The organism is Muricauda sp. MAR_2010_75 (genome assembly GCF_000745185.1).
Taxonomy (GTDB): domain Bacteria; phylum Bacteroidota; class Bacteroidia; order Flavobacteriales; family Flavobacteriaceae; genus Flagellimonas.
Map to the genome: position 1 here is coordinate 2,174,494 of NZ_JQNJ01000001.1, position 16,042 is coordinate 2,190,535.

Consider the following 16,042-nt stretch of genomic DNA (forward strand, 5'->3'; position numbering starts at 1 on the left):
AAAAATGAAGATTAATTGGGGAACGGGAATTGTATTGGCGTTTATAGGGTTTATAACCTTTATTTTATACTTCGTCTTCAGGATGAGTACAGATGATAGGGCCAACCACGATTTGGTAACCGAGCAATATTATAAGAAAGAACTATCCTATCAGCAGGAGATAGACGCATCAAAGACAGCAACGGAAATGAATGCCAACCTAAAGGTTGAAAGAACGGGTGAAGGCTTGGTGATTTATTTTCCAGAGCGTTTCGACCCCAAAAAAATAAGTGGAACAGTGTCCCTATACAGACCGTCTAACAAGCATTTGGATACAGACTTTCCTATAAGTTTATCCAAAACACATTTGCTCATACCTGACAATCGCTTGGTAGACGGTCGCTGGGACATTTCCATAAGCTGGAAGTACGAAGGTAATTCCTTTTTACATAAAGAAAAATTGGTGTACTGAATATGTTGACCTCCGCATTGGTTCTGGGTCTTTTGGGAAGTCTGCATTGCTTGGGCATGTGCGGGCCAATAGCCTTTATGTTGCCCTTAGATCAAAACAATGGTGTTAAAAAGACCGCACAACTGTCCATTTACCATTTCGGAAGGTTACTGGCCTATGGCATTATTGGTGTGCTATTTGGACTTTTGGGCAAGGGATTGTCCTTGTTCGGAATTCAACAGAAGCTTTCCATCGGTATTGGTGTACTTATGATTGTTTTGGTGCTCATTCCGGGAAAATACCTGAACGGACATAGGCTGTTGTCGCCCATTTACTCAATTATTGGCAAGGTAAAATCCAAACTTGGGGCTGAACTCAAGAAAAAAACACCCGATACGTTTTTGACCATTGGCTTTTTGAACGGGTTTTTGCCCTGCGGTTTGGTCTATATGGCCCTGTTGGGCGCCATAGCCATGGGAAATGCATTGGAAGGGGGGCTTTACATGATGATTTTTGGCCTGGGAACGGTTCCCCTCATGTCTTTGGTGGTGTATTCCAAAGGAATGTTGAGTACATCCATTAAATCTAGAATAAAAAAATTGATACCGGTATTTGTGGTCATTATAGGCATATTGTTTATTGTACGTGGACTGGGATTGGGCATACCTTATGTTTCCCCAAAATCTGCTCCCACAAATTCCGTAATGGCGACCATAGAATGCCATCAACCTTAAAAATCAATCCATAATGAAAATAACATCAGCGGAAGAAGCAGTAGGAATTGTTAAATCAGGAGACCGGGTCTTCTTCCAAGGAGCGGCCATGACCCCAAATGAATTGATCGATGCCCTTTGCGAGCGGCACGATGAACTTAAAAACGTGGAGATAATTTCCATCCACACCGAAGGGGATGCAAAGTACACGAGAAAGCCGTTTTGTGAAGCTTTTACCCTGAATTCATGTTTTGTTGGAGGTAACGTAAGGCCCTTTGTCAATACGTATATGGGCGACTATATCCCGGTTTTTTTGAGTGAAATACCTTGGTTGTTTGCTGACGAATACCTTCCATTGGATATAGCTTTTGTCCAAGTCTCACCACCGGATAAACACGGGTATTGTTCTTTGGGAGTTTCGGTTGATGTGGCATTGCCCGCGGTACGTACCGCCAAAAAAATTGTCGCCCAGATAAATCCTAAAGTACCCCGAACCCATGGCACCGGGATTGTGCATGTGGATGAGATTGAATTTGCCATAGAGGTAAATAGGCCCATTCACGAGCACGAACCCACCGAAATATCGGAAGTGGAACACGAAATCGGTAGGCATGTGGCCTCATTGATAGAAGATGGCGCCACTTTGCAAATGGGAATAGGAAACATACCCAATGCGGTACTGTCCAACTTGGGAAACCATAAAAACCTGGGCATCCATACCGAAATGTTTTCGGATGGCGTATTGCCTTTGATAGAAAGCGGGGTTATCAATGGAAAAGAAAAAGCGGTAAAACGTGGTAAAATTGTGAGCTGCTTTGCGGTAGGTTCCCGAAAACTGTATGATTTTATAGACGATAATCCCATATGCGATTTTAGGGACTCTGGATATACCAACGACACTGCCAGAATCCGAAGGAACCCAAAGGCAACAGCTATAAACAGTGCCATAGAAATTGACCTTACTGGTCAGGTATGTGCAGATACCATTGGTGGATACCAGTTCTCTGGAGTTGGTGGCCAAATGGATTTTATGCGGGGAGCCTCACTTTCACCGGGAGGCAAGCCCATCATAGCCATGTCATCCAGCACAAAGAAAGGAGTTTCCAAAATAGTGCCCTTTTTAAAGCAAGGCGCTGGGGTGACCACCACGCGTGCCCACATGCACTACGTGGCCACAGAATACGGCGTGGTGAATCTATTTGGAAAAAATCTACAACAGCGGGCCAAAGCCTTGATATCCATTGCACACCCAGACCATAGGGAGACCTTGGAAAAGGAGGCGTATAACCGATTTCACGGATAAGCTTTTCCTTGGATAAAGAACTAAAAAAGGGAGCCAGTTTATGCTGACTCCCCTTTTTTTGAATTGCACGAAACCAATCAAAAATGCAACCCATTAAATTTTAAAGGTCATTACGGGGATATTGGAATGATTGGCAATATCCTCACCTATACTTCCCATGAAAAAATGGGACAATCCCCTTCTACCGTGTGTGGGTATGCCAATGATATCGGCCATGACCTTATCACAATAATTGAGGACTCCTTTTTCAACAGTGTAGTCATTATAGATTTCCACTGCCACACCAAGTTTGGCCGTATCCAAAAACTTTGAGATTTTTTCGTAGGCATCATCGGTACTTAAAAATTCATCTCCCGGGGTGTTCACATATACCAATTGTAATTTGGCCTTAAGAAGTTTGGCCATTTCCATGGCTTTTTTGAGGGCTGAAATATTTTCTTCCGAAAAATCACAGGCAAAGACAAAGTTTTTGGGTTTAAACCCATTCATTTCGCCTTTAATGACCAATACGGGAACATCAGAGGTACGAACAACGCGCTCGGTATTGGACCCTATAAAGATTTCTTGGAGCCCATCGGTGCCGTGGGAGCCCATTACAATAAGATCTGCATTGTGTTTTTCGGCAACTTCGTTCACCTCACTGAACACTTTGTAATGTTTAATAACGGGAACAATATTGACATCCTTTAAATAGGGTTTGTCCAAAAAATCGGCAAATCGTTTTTCCCCGATCTTGATCAAATGGACCACTTGTTCTTGGGATACATAGCCCGATTCGCTCATAATTGCCGGTGAAAGCTCCAACATGTGCAGCACCAACAACTCGGCATTGTTTTCTTTGGCCAGTGATGCGGCCACTTTTAGGGCATTTTCAGATTGTTCTGAAAAATCTACAGGTACAACTATACTTTTCATTTGTTTCATTTTTAGGTTAAACGGTCATGGAGAATATTCGGGTTTCCGGTTTCTTCCGGTGTAGTTTTAAGTCAAAGGCCATACTGATGTTCCTCACAAAAGGTCTGCCTTTTTCGGTCACTGAAATCTTATTTTCCCCAATCTCCACCAAGCCATCAGATTCCATTTCAGATAGGTTTTCGATGATACTTTGAAAATCGACCACCTTAGCTTCTTCCATTTCCCAAGAAGTTTCAAATCGGCACATAAGGTTAAGAATGTGCTTTCTTATGATTTCGTCCTCTTGGTTAAGGATATGTCCCCTAAAAATAGGGATAACTCCGTGCGAAACCAAATGTTCATATTCTTCCAGACTTTTTACGTTTTGGGCAAATCCATACCAACTATCACTGATGCTGGATACACCAAGACCTATCATTAATTTGGTCTTGGATGGGGTATACCCCATAAAGTTTCGGTGTAGGGTACCATGGGTCAATGCGGTATACAGGTCATCTGATGGAAGGGCAAAATGGTCCATGCCCACATCTTTATATCCAAAATCCGTCAACATGCTCTTGCCCATTTCGTATTGTGCTTTTTTCACCACGGAGGAAGGAAGGTCACTTTCCTTGTAACCCCGCTGTCCGTTTCCCTTGAGCCAAGGCACGTGGGCGTAGCTATAAAATGCTATACGGTCCGGGCGCAGGGCGTTGGTCTTTTTAATGGTTTCTTCCACATGGGCACAATCCTGAAATGGTAGCCCATAGATAATATCATGGCCCACGGAGGTGTAACCTATTTCCCTGGCCCATTCGGTCACGTTTTTTACGTTTTCAAAGGGCTGAACCCGGTTGATGGCCCTTTGAACGGTCATATTATAGTCTTGCACACCGTAACAGACCCTTCTGAACCCTACATCAAAAAGGGCCTGAAGATGCGCTTTGGTTGTATTGTTGGGATGTCCTTCAAAACTGAATTGGGCATCTTCTGCCTTTTTGCCCTGAAGAAGAATTCCTTCAATCAATATTTTTAAGTGTTCCGGAGAAAAAAAAGTGGGTGTTCCGCCACCTAAATGGAGTTCTTTGATGATGGGTTTGGTGCCCAATAGGTCAACATAGAGATTCCATTCCTTTAAAACACTGTTAATGTAGGGAAGCTCCAACTCATGCCTTTTGGTGATGCGCTTGTGGCAGCCACAAAACGTGCACATGCTCTCGCAAAAAGGAAGATGGATATATAGGCTTATACCTTCTTTGGGATTTTCCTGAAAGGCTTTCAATACAGTAGATTTCCAGCGTTTGCCTGAAAAATTGTCCAAATCCCAATACGGAACCGTTGGATAACTGGTGTACCTAGGACCCGGCACATTATATTTCTGTACTAATCCACACATAACTCATACCATTATATTACATGACCAAAATTAATGGCAGGGTTCAGTATAAAACATGATAAATGTCAGTCTAGTACAAATCAATATATGATAACTGTCATTTTTTTGCCCTCTGGCACTTCGTAGCTTTAACATTGATAAAAGTTCAATTTCCTTAGTGATGGGAGAGCATATCGTTGAAAGCAAGTTTGATGAGGAAGAGCGCAAAGCGTTCGTTCAGCATTTAATTGAAGACATAAGAGCCCTGGAATTAATGATGATGGACGGCTTGATCGAGGATGATATACAGCGAATAGGCGCCGAGCAGGAAATGTGCCTTATCAACCGTGAATATAGGCCAGCTCCCCTGTCCTTGGATGTCATCAGGGATATTAACGATCCACATTTTACAACCGAACTGGCCAGTTACAACCTAGAGGCAAACCTAGACCCAGTGAAACTTGGAGGTAATTGTTTTTCAACGGTTGAGAAACAGCTGAACGCATTGTTGGAAAAGGCCAAAACCCATGCAGCAAAGCACGGGGCCAAGGTCTTGTTGACCGGGATTCTACCTACAATTTCCAAAGATGAGCTAGGGATGGATTTTATGACCCCCATTCCCCGTTATTATAGGATAAATGATGTTCTAAAAGCATGGCGTGGTGATGATTTCACCCTCAGAATCAAGGGAGTGGATGAATTATCATTGCACCATGACTCCGTACTTTTTGAAGCCTGCAATACCAGCTTTCAACTTCATTTACAGGTAAGGCCCGATGACTTTATAAAGAGTTATAATTGGGCACAGGCCATAGCGGGACCGGTTTTGGGGGCTTCCTGCAACTCCCCTCTGCTATTGGGCAAGGAACTTTGGAAAGAAACCCGTATTGCCCTTTTTCAGCAAAGTCTGGACACCCGTAAATGGACCAATGCGGTGAAGGAACAAGTGGCCCGGGTTTTCTTTGGGGAACGATGGCAAGAAGAATCGGTGGTTCAAATCTTTAAGGAAGATATTTCCACCCATCGCATTGTTCTGACCAAACCCATTGAGAAAAACTCCCTTGAAATTTTGAAAGAAGGAAATATTCCAAAACTCGAGGCATTGAACCTTTTCAATAGCACGGTGTACCGCTGGAACAGACCCTGTTATGGGGTGGGTAATGGAAAACCGCATCTGCGTATTGAGAACCGGTACATTCCTTCGGGACCGTCCATAACCGATCAAATGGCCAATTTTGCCTTTTGGGTGGGATTGATGCTGGGACGCCCCAAAAAGTTTGATAATATACCCACTATCATGGACTTTAGGGAGGCCAAACTCAATTTTATAAAATCTGCCATGAATGGAAGGCAAACCGTTTTTACATGGTTGGGCATGCCCATAACCCTTAAAAAATTGGTGTTGGGAGAACTGTTGCCCATTGCATACAAAGGGTTGAAAAAGGCAAACATTGACGATGGGGACATTCAAAATCTATTGGGCATAGTAGAGACCAGGGTTCGTTTGGGCACGGGAGCCGAATGGCAAATCCGGAATTACAGGGAACTCAGGAAACAGATGAAACAAGACAGTGCGTTGGTACAGTTGACCAAGGCAATGTATGCCAATCAGAAAACCAATAAACCTGTACATGAATGGTCTTCCATCAAGGAAATTGCCAAGAAAAAAGAATCTTTTAAATGGGTCGGTCAAATTATGTCCACAAGGCTCATGAAATTGTATGAGGATGATTTTGCCAACTTGGCCATCTCCATCATGCAGTGGAACAACATCCATCATCTGCCCGTTGAGAACACCAAAGGTGAGTTGGTGGGCTTGTTGACCTGGAGCCATATAGAGAAATTGGGGCAAATAGACACAAATGGAGCTAGAGTGTCCGATATTATGATAAAAAATGTAATAACGGTACAGCCCAAAACCGAAATTCCCATGGCCAAAAAAATAATGAAGGAACACCAAATAGGGTGCTTACCGGTCTGCGTGGACTCCAATGTGGTGGGAATCATCAGCAAAGTTGACCTGTGAACATGTTAGAAGTACAAAATATTGACTTGAAGGATACTGCAAAAGTTCAACGAATAATTGATCACCTGAAGGGAAATGCCAATGGGCCAACAGTGGTTTTCTTTGCAGGGATTCATGGCAATGAACCCGCAGGGGTGGTTGCCCTAAAACAGGTTTTTAAGAAGTTGAGGTCAAACAATATTGCCCTTTCAGGTGAGATCTATGCAGTTGCAGGAAACCTTGGGGCATTGAACAGGCGTGTTAGATTTCAAACGGTGGATTTAAACCGCATTTGGTTTCCGGAACGGATAAAAAACATATTGTCCCAAAAGCATACGAACAATGAAGAGGAAGAGGAGTTGAAATCACTGTATAGTGTGCTCCACGAAATATTGGAAAAGGGAAGCCCTCCCTTCTATTTTATTGATTTACATACCACTTCCAGTGACACAACACCGTTTATTGTATTGAATGACAGTTTGTTGAACCGAAAATATGCATCAAACTACCCATTGCCCATTATTTTGGGGATCGAAGAATACCTCGAGGGAGCTCTATTGAGTTACATCAATGAATTGGGCTACGTGTCGTTGGGTTTTGAAAGTGGTCAGCACAATGACGGGAAAGCTGTGGAAAATTGTATCGATTTTATTGCGTTTACCCTTCAACTGACCAATGCGGCCCCTACTTTAAAAAATGATGGGAATAACTTTGATGATGGAAGCCATAAGTTCTACGAAATCTACCATCAGCATACCATTGGGCCAGAGGACAAATTTAAAATGTTTCCTGGATTCGTGAACTTTCAAAAGATACCTAAGGGAACAGATATCGCCATCAGCAATGGTGAGGTGATAAAAACTAAAAAAGCTAAGCAGATTTTTATGCCCTTGTACCAAGATCAAGGGGGAGAGGGGTTTTATTTTATCAGGCCCATCCCTGAGTTTTTGTTATGGTTATCAAAGGAGTTGAGACGTTTCAAGGTTGATCATTTGTTGGTGAAATTGCCCGGGGTACAATGGAAGTCGGACAAAAAAGATACCCTCATCGTGGATCAAAGAGTTGCCCGTTTTATGGCGAAATCAATTTTCCACTTATTAGGGTACAGGGCCAGACAGTTTGACGAGACCCATTTGGTGGTCAAAAGCAGGGAAATTGCCTCCAGAAACAATGAATATAAAAACACCGATTGGTTCTAGATAAAAAAAGAGGCTCAAAATTCATTGAGCCTCTTTCCTTGTGTTTTGGGTTTAAAATTATTCCACTATAAAGTTAATGGGAATACTGTATTTGACACTTACGGCCTTTCCACGCTGTTCTCCAGGTTTTACATTTGGCAATGAGGCAATGATTCTGACAGCCTCTTCTTCCAATAAACGATCCGGACCTCTCTTTTCGATGTTGCTAACATGGCCTTTAGAATCTATCACAAACTGCACATAGACCCTTCCAGAAATTTGCATTTCCAATGCGGCTGGGGGGTAACTGAAGTTTTGCTTAATATGCTCTTGTACTTTTTTATTAAAGCAAGCTTTGCGCTCTGCCTGGGTTTCATAAACCTCGCATCCAGGAAAAACAGGGACATATTCAATCACTGCAAAGGGTACGGCAATATCTTCCTCAACCTCTTCAACCTCCACATCTTCCACACTTACAATAGCATCTTCAATATAGGTTTCTTGACTACTCTCTGTACTTTCAATAACAGTTTCTTCAACCTCTTCAACATCCTCTACAATTTCTATCACATCCGGTGCAGATGGTGGAGGGGGCGGTGGAGTAGTACGCAACATTTCTGTAACTGGCACATCTTCCTTAAGGTCATCCATAATTTCAACAACTTCTGAAACCTTGGATTCCTCTTCATAAAATCTCACTTCCAATGATTGCCATGTAAGGAACAAGACCGAGGTAAGGCCTATCATGAAATAAAGACTGCTATTGCGGCCTATTTCTGCGTTTGGGTTCTTTTTTGGTTTCATGACTTTTACTATTTAATTGTGATAAAGATAGTTAGGTCATTAACCAAAAAACATGATAATAATCAGGTTTGAAAATACATGTTACTCATTGAAAGACAGCTTCTTTGCGAGGAGTACTCTATAAAAAATGTATTGAGTTCTGTGGAATCAATCTTATTTTTGGGTTTCCCATATCAGTGCAGCAGCACCGCAAATTGCCGCCGTTTTGCCCTCCATTTCAGAATACATCAGTTTTACTTTACCCTTATAGACTTCCAGAAGGTTTGCATTGAAATATTTTTCCAAGGGTTCCATGATCCATTTTCCACTATTGGTTAGCCCGCCCATTAAAATAAAAGCTTCAGGCTGAGTAAATGCCGTAAAGTTGGCCAAGGCCAATCCCATTATTTTAGCGGTATAATCAAACGCCTTTAGGGCAATCTCATCACCTTCTTCGGCTGCTTTGGTGATATCCTCACCGTGGAGGTCGATATAGGCCACACTTCTAAACCTACTGTCCACCGTATACTTGCTCATCATATACAAAATGGTGCGTTTTAAACCTGTGGCGGATACATAGGCTTCCAGTCCGCCCCTTACCCCAAGCCCGGTCAATCTGCCATCACCCAAGGTCATGTCCACATGACCCAGCTCCCCAGCAAAACCATCGTACCCATCTATCAATTGGCCATTGGCTACTATTCCTGCACCAAAACCGGTGCCCAAGGTGATAACTATAAAGTCTTTCATTTTTTTGGCGCCACCAAAGAGCATTTCGCCAAGGGCTGCAGCACTTGCATCGTTCATAATGCGCATGGGCATGGGCATGCGTTCCTGTAATTTTTTAAGGATCGGCACACTTTCTTTCCATACTAAATTACTGGCATTTTCTATGGTACCGTTTTTACTGGAGGCATTTGGAGCTCCAATGCCACATCCCAAAACAGTGACCTTATTTCCCATTTTTTGGACGAGCTCGTCCGATTTGCTCTTGATCTGGTCCAAATAATCGTTCAGGTTTGGGAAGTCCCTAGTCCTAAAAAAAGTTTTTTCAAGACATTCCCCGTTTTGGTCAACCAGCCCTATCTTGGTTTTGGTTCCACCAATATCCACACCTATTACAATATCCATAGTTAAACTAGTATGCTTTTGTTGTTTTTAAATATAACCATTATGATTTCAAAAAATAACTCCGAAGGCTTTTAAATAGGGAGATTTTTTGTTAATATGGTTCAAAAGTTAGAAACCTGACTTCTGTCATATTTTAGGTCGCAGGACGACTCTACTTTTGAAATGAAAGTTTTGAATAATTTAAAATTTGAGGTATGAGCAATATAAAAAAAATAGTAGTCCCTTTCGATTTTTCAGAAGCCTCTTTGAATGCATTGGAGTACGTGGCCAATTTTGTGGGTTCAGATAGACCCATCGCCATTTTGGCCCTATACGTGGGTGTAATGCCAACCAGCAAGGCGGAAGAAGATGAATTGAAGAAAGATTTTACAAAAGTGGTGGAATCCTTCAACGTAAGATTCAAGGTTGAACCTGATTTTCAAACAGCTACCGGAGACTTGATCAGTACGATCTTAAAAGTGGAAGAGGAAAGCAATGCAGATCTGATCATGATGGGCACCATGGGAGACAAAATCACCGATGAGGCCATTACCAATACCTCTAGATTGGTGCTCGATGCCAATTGCCCTGTGATATCCATCCCTTATGGATGCAGCATAAAAGAACCCAAGGACATTGCTTTGGTGATGGGCGGTGAAAAAATTGACGACAAAGAGGTACTTACTACCCTCTTGGACATTGCCCGTACGTTTGACTCCAAAGTCCATGTTTTAACCATTTATAAGGAATCTGTTTATGCCGAGGACTCTGTAGTAGACAGCACAGAGAATTTGTTGGAATATTATTTGGAGCATTTTTATGTGGAGCACGCCTTCAACAAAAATGAAGATGTGGAAGAAGGTATTTTGGACTACATCAATGAAAAGAACATTGATATGTTGGCCATTTTGCCCAGAAACCATACTGAAAAGAGCACTCCGTCCGAAGGCCGTTTAACCAAACTGTTAACGTTGCATTCAGAGATTCCGGTCCTGGCGTTGGACTAATACTATAACCCCCATTCAATAAGAAAGCATGCTGCCACTGCTGGTAATATTGGGTATTACGATCATACTGTTTGTTTGGGGGAAGTTCCCCCCAGATGTGGTGGCCCTAATGGCGATGCTCTCACTTTATTTGGCCGGGGTGTTGAATATTGGTGAAACCTTGTCGGGGTTTAGCAATCCAACGGTCATTATGATCGCAGCCTTGTTCATCATTGGAGAAGGGCTTTCCAGAACAGGTTGGACAGCGGTTGCAGGTCAGTGGTTTGTGAAGTGGGCAAAAAAAAGTGTGCCCAAGTTATTGGTCATCATAACCTTGGGCTCCAGTTTGCTCTCTGGTTTTGTGAGCAATACTGGTACGGTGGCCGCTTTATTGCCGGTAACGGTAACCGCTGCTTGGAATGCGGGCACATTGCCATCAAAATTATTGATACCGGTGGCCTTTGGGTCGAATACGGGAGGGTTGTTGACCCTAACGGGTACACCTCCCAATATTATCGTAAGCAATGCGCTGGAGGAAAATGGCATTTCAGGGTTTTCGTTCTTTGAATTTGGACTGATCGGTGTTCCGTTATTAATCATTTCCATACTCTATTTTCGGTATTTGGGACATAAATTGCTTCCCAACCACCGAACGGATAATAGGCCTATGGCCATTGATCAGGAGATGCATAAGTGGATCAAGAACTATAGTATTGGAGACAATATGTATCGCCTGCGAATTAGATCCATGTCCCAATTGATAAATACCAATATGGGCGATTGGGATTTTGAGGAAGCTCATAAAGTTTCCATAATGCGATTAAAAAGAAGGCACCCCAATCCACTTCAAGGCATACACCAGTTTGTAGAAATGCCGGGACCAGATACCGAAATGCGCTACCACGACATCATCACAGTAAAGGGAGAGGCCGAGGATGTGGATAAACTGGTGTTGAAATTTCATTTGGGGGTAGTTCCTTGGAAACCGGAAAAAGATACCCTCAAAAGAGAATTGATCAATCAAGAAGTGGGTATGGCCGAAATGATCATTACCCCAAACTCTGTTTTTGTGGGGAAGACCATTCCATTGGGGCATTATTTAAGTCAGACCGGAATCCAGTTGTTGGCTGCTTCAAGACATAACCGTCCTTTAGGCGGGAGAATAAAAATTGAAGCTGGCGACGCCTTTATCATTCGGGGACAATGGGACAATATTGAGGGTCTCACATCGATGTATGAAAATTTGGTGATTTCGGGAAGCCCCGAGGCACTGGCCAAAAATGTGGATGTGTTGACGCCCAAAAGCTATATCGCGCTGGGCACTCTTGTATTGATGGTATTGCTTTTGGTGCTCAATGTGCTTCCAGGAGCAATAGCCGCTTTAATCTGCGCCGGAATTATGATGTTGACAGGCTGTGTACCCATATCAAAAGCATACAAGGGTATCAGCTGGACCAGCGTGGTAATGATTGCAGCCATGATTCCCATGGGATTGGCCTTGCAGAAAACAGGCGTGGCCCAATTGGCCGCAAACAGTTTGGTGGAGAGTTTGGGAGCCATACACCCATCGGCCTTATTGGCGGGTATATTTTTATTGACGGCTGCGTTCAGTCAGGCCATCAATAATTCGGCCACGGCGGTTTTAATGGCACCAATCGCTATTATGGCGTCAATGACGTTGGGAGTGTCACCAAAACCGTTTATGATAGCGGTGGCCGTGAGTGCCTCAACAGCTTTTTTAACCCCGGTGGGCACCACTACAAATGCTATGGTGATGGCCGCAGGGGGATATAAATTTTCGGATTATCTAAAAGTAGGAGGACCTTTGCTTCTCCTGTTCTTTTTGGCAACACTATTATTGGTTCCATGGATATGGAGCTTCTAACCTATAAAAACAACAGATATGAGCACTACCAAAGATTTAGGCAAATACGGATTAAAGGATGTTACGGCACATTGGAACCTTGATGCCGAAACACTTCAAAAAATAACGGTGGAAAAGGGAATGGGCGTGGAGACCGAGAATGGCACCTTATGTGTAAAAACTGGAAAATTTACAGGGCGCTCCCCAAAAGACCGATTTTTGGTTAAGGATGACTATACCAAAGACAAGGTATGGTGGGGTAGAATAAATAAACCCATATCCCCGGAAAACTTTGATAAGCTCCATGCTGAAGTGGTAAAATATCTTAGTGGCAAGGAAGTCTATGTGCGCGATGCCTACGTTTGTGCTGAACCAAAATACCGAATGAATGTGCGGACCATCACCGAATATCCTTGGTCCAACTACTTCATTAAAAATATGTTTTTACGACTGGACGAAAGTGAACTGGAAAACTTTGAGGAGGAGTGGTTGGTGCTTTGTGCCCCTGGATATGAAGCACCCAACCCTTCAGAAGTGGGAATCCTCAGCGGTAATTTCTCCATATTGAATTTCACCAAAAAGATTGCCTTGGTAGGAGGTTCTGCCTATACAGGTGAAATGAAAAAAGGTATTTTCTCTGCCCTCAATTTAATCCTTCCCATTGAAAAAGAGGTGTTGCCCATGCATTGTTCTGCCAATGTTGGTGAAGCAGGGGATACCGCAATCTTCTTTGGACTTTCCGGAACTGGAAAAACTACGCTGTCCGCAGACCCAGACCGCAAATTGATTGGTGATGATGAACACGGCTGGACCAAGGAGGACACCATTTTCAATTTTGAAGGGGGGTGCTACGCAAAAGTGATTGACCTTACCGAGGAAAAGGAACCTGATATTTATCGGGCCATTCGTCCTGGCGCACTTTTGGAAAATGTAGTCTTTAAGAAAGGAACCAAAGAAGTGGACTATTTTGATAGCAGCATCACCCAAAATACACGTGTGAGCTATCCTATTGATCATATCGATAATATTCAGGTGCCTTCGTATGCATCGAACCCAAAAAATATATTTTTTCTCACCTGTGACGCTTTTGGCGTATTGCCTCCAGTGTCAAAACTGACGCCGGGTCAGGCCGCATACCATTTTATCTCAGGATATACAGCCAAGGTAGCTGGAACAGAGGCAGGAATCAATGAGCCGGTACCATCTTTCTCCGCATGTTTTGGAGAGCCTTTCATGCCATTACATCCTACCGTATATGCTGAAATGTTGAGTGATAAAATGAGAGCGGCCGGCGTAAATGTCTGGTTGATCAATACCGGATGGAGTGGTGGACCTTATGGCGTAGGCTCGCGAATAAAACTCAAATACACCCGCGCTATGATTTCGGCCATTCTGGAAGGAAAATTGGATGAGGTGGATTACGAGGTTCACCCTATCTTTGGGTTGCACATGCCAAAGTATTGCCCAGGTGTACCATCGGAGTTGTTGGATCCCATGAACACTTGGTTGCAAAAAGGAGCCTATGTAAGCAAGGCCATTCAATTGGCACATTCATTCCATTTAAATTTTGATAAGTTTGCGAGTGAAGCTTCAGAAGAAATCCTAAATGGAGGACCATTGATTGACTCACATCACAGCTTGACCGAACATTTTTAAGAACAAAGCAAAGTGGATAGCAAAAACCAATTTCAAATAGAAAATTTAGGACCTGCCAGATTCAACTCGCCCCTACAGTTGAGCAAGGTTAAGGGAGATAAGATTTTTAACTTCATCCGAGACACGGACAGGTTCGTTTTTGATTTGTCCATGGAACGTTACAATCAGTGTCTCCAAACCGGTGAAGAACCGCTTTGTTTAGAAAAAGCAGGGCCCAGACAGGATATCTTTTTTGAGCCTGGAAAGTCTTCTGCGGCCATTGTTACCTGTGGTGGATTATGTCCGGGAATCAACAATGTAATTCGTGGTGTGGTTATGGCGTTGCATTATTTCTATGGTGTAAAGCGGATAATAGGCGTACCCTACGGGTACGAAGGGCTCAATCCGGAAAAAGGACATGAGTTTGTGGAGTTGACGCCCGACAAGGTGAAGGATATTCATCAATTTGGGGGAACCTTTCTGGGGTCTTCCCGGGGCGCCCAAGATGTTTCAGTGATGGTGGACACATTGGAAAACAACAACATTGACATGCTTTTTGCAATTGGTGGCGATGGAACCTTAAAAGGGGTCAATGCCATTGGGGAGGAAATCATGAAACGCAATTCAAAGATCAGTGTGGTGGGGATTCCGAAGACCATTGACAACGATATTGACCTGATTGATGAATCCTTTGGGTATGAAACTGCATTTGATGTGGCCAGTCCCATCCTTAGGGACGCCCATAACGAAGCAACAGGGGCCTATAACGGTATCACAATAATAAAATTGATGGGCAGGGACAGTGGATTCATCGCCGCTTCTGCCGCTTTGGCCATGCCTGTGGTAAACTTTGTGCTTATTCCAGAAATGGATTTTACCTTGGATGGAGATGAAGGGTTCCTAAAGGTTTTGGAACGACGTCTGGAGCAGAAAAAACATGCCGTAATTGTGGTGGCCGAAGGCGCGGGTCAGCAACTGTTTACAGAGAAACGAGGAATTAAGGATGCTTCGGGCAACATAAAACATGAGGATATTGGTCTATTCCTGAAGGAGAAGATAGGGGAGTATTTTAAAGGTAAATCGGTTACCATAAAATACATTGATCCCAGCTACATTGTCAGGAGTGCCCCGGCCAACTCCAGTGATAGTGTGTACTGTAGCCGTTTGGCGTATCATGCGGTACATGGCGCCATGGCAGGAAAGACCAAATTTGTGGCCAGCAAGGTGAACAATAAGTATGTGTATGTGCCCATAGCAGAAGTGACCAAAAAACGAAAAAAGATTGACTTGGAAGGGGAGTTTTGGTTTTCGGTACTGCAGAGTACAGGTCAACCTTTCTCATTGGGACAATAATGCAATTCTAAGCTGATATTTGTCATTTAATTTGCTGTTTTCCTATCATAGCTTTGAAATAAATCAAAACAATTATCATGGAAGTACATGTTCAATATCAAAAAATGAAAACCAGTGAATCATTAACTGAACTTTTAATGAAAAAACTGGAAGGTTTGGAGAAAAAATATAGTTGGTTGATCAAGGCCAATGTGCTTTTTAAGCAAGAAAATGATAGAACGGGAGAAGGAAAGGTGTGTGAGATTGAACTGAGTGCCCCCGGCCCACGAATTTTCGCAAAATCCAATACCGATGATTTTGAAAAGTCCATGGCTGAAACTATTGAAGATTTAAGAAGACAGTTGGAGAAAAGACAGGAAACATTTTCAACATATTAAAATATATCTTTGCTGCGCATGAAGTTTTAAATCCAT

At 43.0% G+C, this 16,042-nt stretch carries 14 protein-coding genes; 10 read left to right on the forward strand and 4 right to left on the reverse strand.

Going from position 1 to position 16,042, the window contains the following annotated elements; genetic code table 11:
* The first annotated feature begins 4 nt into the window (after window positions 1-4).
* Genes FG28_RS09660 through FG28_RS09670 form a run of 3 tightly spaced genes read left to right on the forward strand, consistent with a single transcriptional unit; the run spans window position 5 to window position 2,446 of the window.
* Window positions 5-451, forward strand: a complete 447-nt coding sequence (locus tag FG28_RS09660) for a FixH family protein (RefSeq protein ID WP_036382330.1) — start codon at window positions 5-7, stop codon at window positions 449-451.
* Between the two features lie 2 nt (window positions 452-453).
* Entirely contained in the window at window positions 454-1,164 is a 711-nt protein-coding gene (locus FG28_RS09665; protein ID WP_036382332.1) for a sulfite exporter TauE/SafE family protein, read from the forward strand.
* Between the two features lie 13 nt (window positions 1,165-1,177).
* Complete coding sequence (locus tag FG28_RS09670) at window positions 1,178-2,446, forward strand: acetyl-CoA hydrolase/transferase family protein (protein ID WP_036382334.1); 1,269 nt, start codon at window positions 1,178-1,180, stop codon at window positions 2,444-2,446.
* Window positions 2,447-2,539: 93 nt separating this feature from the next.
* Here the strand turns inward: FG28_RS09670 and FG28_RS09675 are convergent, their stop codons facing one another.
* Window positions 2,540-3,361 carry a universal stress protein gene (locus FG28_RS09675; RefSeq protein WP_036386431.1) on the reverse strand — a complete coding sequence of 274 codons (822 nt, stop codon included), beginning with the start codon at window positions 3,359-3,361 and terminating at the stop codon, window positions 2,540-2,542.
* A gap of 16 nt (window positions 3,362-3,377) precedes the next feature.
* Entirely contained in the window at window positions 3,378-4,736 is a 1,359-nt protein-coding gene (gene hemN, locus FG28_RS09680; protein WP_036382335.1) for an oxygen-independent coproporphyrinogen III oxidase, read from the reverse strand.
* A 160-nt stretch (window positions 4,737-4,896) separates the two neighbouring features.
* On the opposite strand from hemN, the gene FG28_RS09685 reads away from it, so the two are divergent.
* The gene (locus FG28_RS09685; RefSeq protein WP_036382337.1) at window positions 4,897-6,741 is read left to right on the forward strand and encodes a CBS domain-containing protein; all 1,845 of its coding nucleotides are present in this window, start codon (window positions 4,897-4,899) and stop codon (window positions 6,739-6,741) included.
* Window positions 6,742-6,743: 2 nt separating this feature from the next.
* The gene (locus tag FG28_RS09690) at window positions 6,744-7,919 is read left to right on the forward strand and encodes a succinylglutamate desuccinylase/aspartoacylase family protein (protein WP_036382339.1); all 1,176 of its coding nucleotides are present in this window, start codon (window positions 6,744-6,746) and stop codon (window positions 7,917-7,919) included.
* Between the two features lie 57 nt (window positions 7,920-7,976).
* On the opposite strand, the gene FG28_RS09695 is transcribed toward FG28_RS09690, so the two are convergent.
* Both FG28_RS09695 and FG28_RS09700 read right to left on the reverse strand, forming a co-directional pair.
* Window positions 7,977-8,702: an energy transducer TonB gene (locus tag FG28_RS09695; RefSeq protein WP_036382341.1), complete on the reverse strand. Its 726-nt coding sequence runs from the start codon at window positions 8,700-8,702 to the stop codon at window positions 7,977-7,979.
* A 153-nt stretch (window positions 8,703-8,855) separates the two neighbouring features.
* Window positions 8,856-9,812 (reverse strand): ROK family protein, encoded by a 957-nt coding sequence (locus FG28_RS09700; RefSeq protein WP_036382343.1) that lies wholly within the window; start codon window positions 9,810-9,812, stop codon window positions 8,856-8,858.
* 194 nt (window positions 9,813-10,006) lie between these two features.
* Between FG28_RS09700 and FG28_RS09705 the strand changes: the two genes are divergently transcribed.
* The 5 genes from FG28_RS09705 (at window position 10,007) to FG28_RS09725 (ending at window position 16,006) form a co-directional block, all read left to right on the forward strand.
* Window positions 10,007-10,798, forward strand: a complete 792-nt coding sequence (locus FG28_RS09705) for a universal stress protein (protein WP_036382345.1) — start codon at window positions 10,007-10,009, stop codon at window positions 10,796-10,798.
* A 28-nt stretch (window positions 10,799-10,826) separates the two neighbouring features.
* Entirely contained in the window at window positions 10,827-12,662 is a 1,836-nt protein-coding gene (locus FG28_RS09710; protein WP_036382346.1) for an SLC13 family permease, read from the forward strand.
* Window positions 12,663-12,680: 18 nt separating this feature from the next.
* Entirely contained in the window at window positions 12,681-14,297 is a 1,617-nt protein-coding gene (gene pckA / locus FG28_RS09715) for a phosphoenolpyruvate carboxykinase (ATP) (RefSeq protein WP_036382348.1), read from the forward strand.
* Between the two features lie 12 nt (window positions 14,298-14,309).
* Entirely contained in the window at window positions 14,310-15,629 is a 1,320-nt protein-coding gene (locus FG28_RS09720; protein WP_036382351.1) for an ATP-dependent 6-phosphofructokinase, read from the forward strand.
* 77 nt (window positions 15,630-15,706) lie between these two features.
* Window positions 15,707-16,006 carry an HPF/RaiA family ribosome-associated protein gene (locus FG28_RS09725; RefSeq protein WP_036382353.1) on the forward strand — a complete coding sequence of 100 codons (300 nt, stop codon included), beginning with the start codon at window positions 15,707-15,709 and terminating at the stop codon, window positions 16,004-16,006.
* Window positions 16,007-16,042: the final 36 nt, after the last annotated feature.

Bases quoted from the DNA above. Each gene is read 5' to 3' on its own strand.
- FG28_RS09700 (WP_036382343.1), bottom strand. From the start codon at position 9,812: ATGGATATTGTAATAGGTGTGGATATTGGTGGAACCAAAACCAAGATA.
- FG28_RS09710 (WP_036382346.1), top strand. From the start codon at position 10,827: ATGCTGCCACTGCTGGTAATATTGGGTATTACGATCATACTGTTTGTT.
- pckA (WP_036382348.1), top strand. From the start codon at position 12,681: ATGAGCACTACCAAAGATTTAGGCAAATACGGATTAAAGGATGTTACG.
- FG28_RS09695 (WP_036382341.1), bottom strand. From the start codon at position 8,702: ATGAAACCAAAAAAGAACCCAAACGCAGAAATAGGCCGCAATAGCAGT.
- FG28_RS09705 (WP_036382345.1), top strand. From the start codon at position 10,007: ATGAGCAATATAAAAAAAATAGTAGTCCCTTTCGATTTTTCAGAAGCC.
- hemN (WP_036382335.1), bottom strand. From the start codon at position 4,736: ATGTGTGGATTAGTACAGAAATATAATGTGCCGGGTCCTAGGTACACC.
- FG28_RS09670 (WP_036382334.1), top strand. From the start codon at position 1,178: ATGAAAATAACATCAGCGGAAGAAGCAGTAGGAATTGTTAAATCAGGA.
- FG28_RS09660 (WP_036382330.1), top strand. From the start codon at position 5: ATGAAGATTAATTGGGGAACGGGAATTGTATTGGCGTTTATAGGGTTT.
- FG28_RS09690 (WP_036382339.1), top strand. From the start codon at position 6,744: ATGTTAGAAGTACAAAATATTGACTTGAAGGATACTGCAAAAGTTCAA.
- FG28_RS09685 (WP_036382337.1), top strand. From the start codon at position 4,897: ATGGGAGAGCATATCGTTGAAAGCAAGTTTGATGAGGAAGAGCGCAAA.
- FG28_RS09665 (WP_036382332.1), top strand. From the start codon at position 454: ATGTTGACCTCCGCATTGGTTCTGGGTCTTTTGGGAAGTCTGCATTGC.
- FG28_RS09725 (WP_036382353.1), top strand. From the start codon at position 15,707: ATGGAAGTACATGTTCAATATCAAAAAATGAAAACCAGTGAATCATTA.
- FG28_RS09675 (WP_036386431.1), bottom strand. From the start codon at position 3,361: ATGAAAAGTATAGTTGTACCTGTAGATTTTTCAGAACAATCTGAAAAT.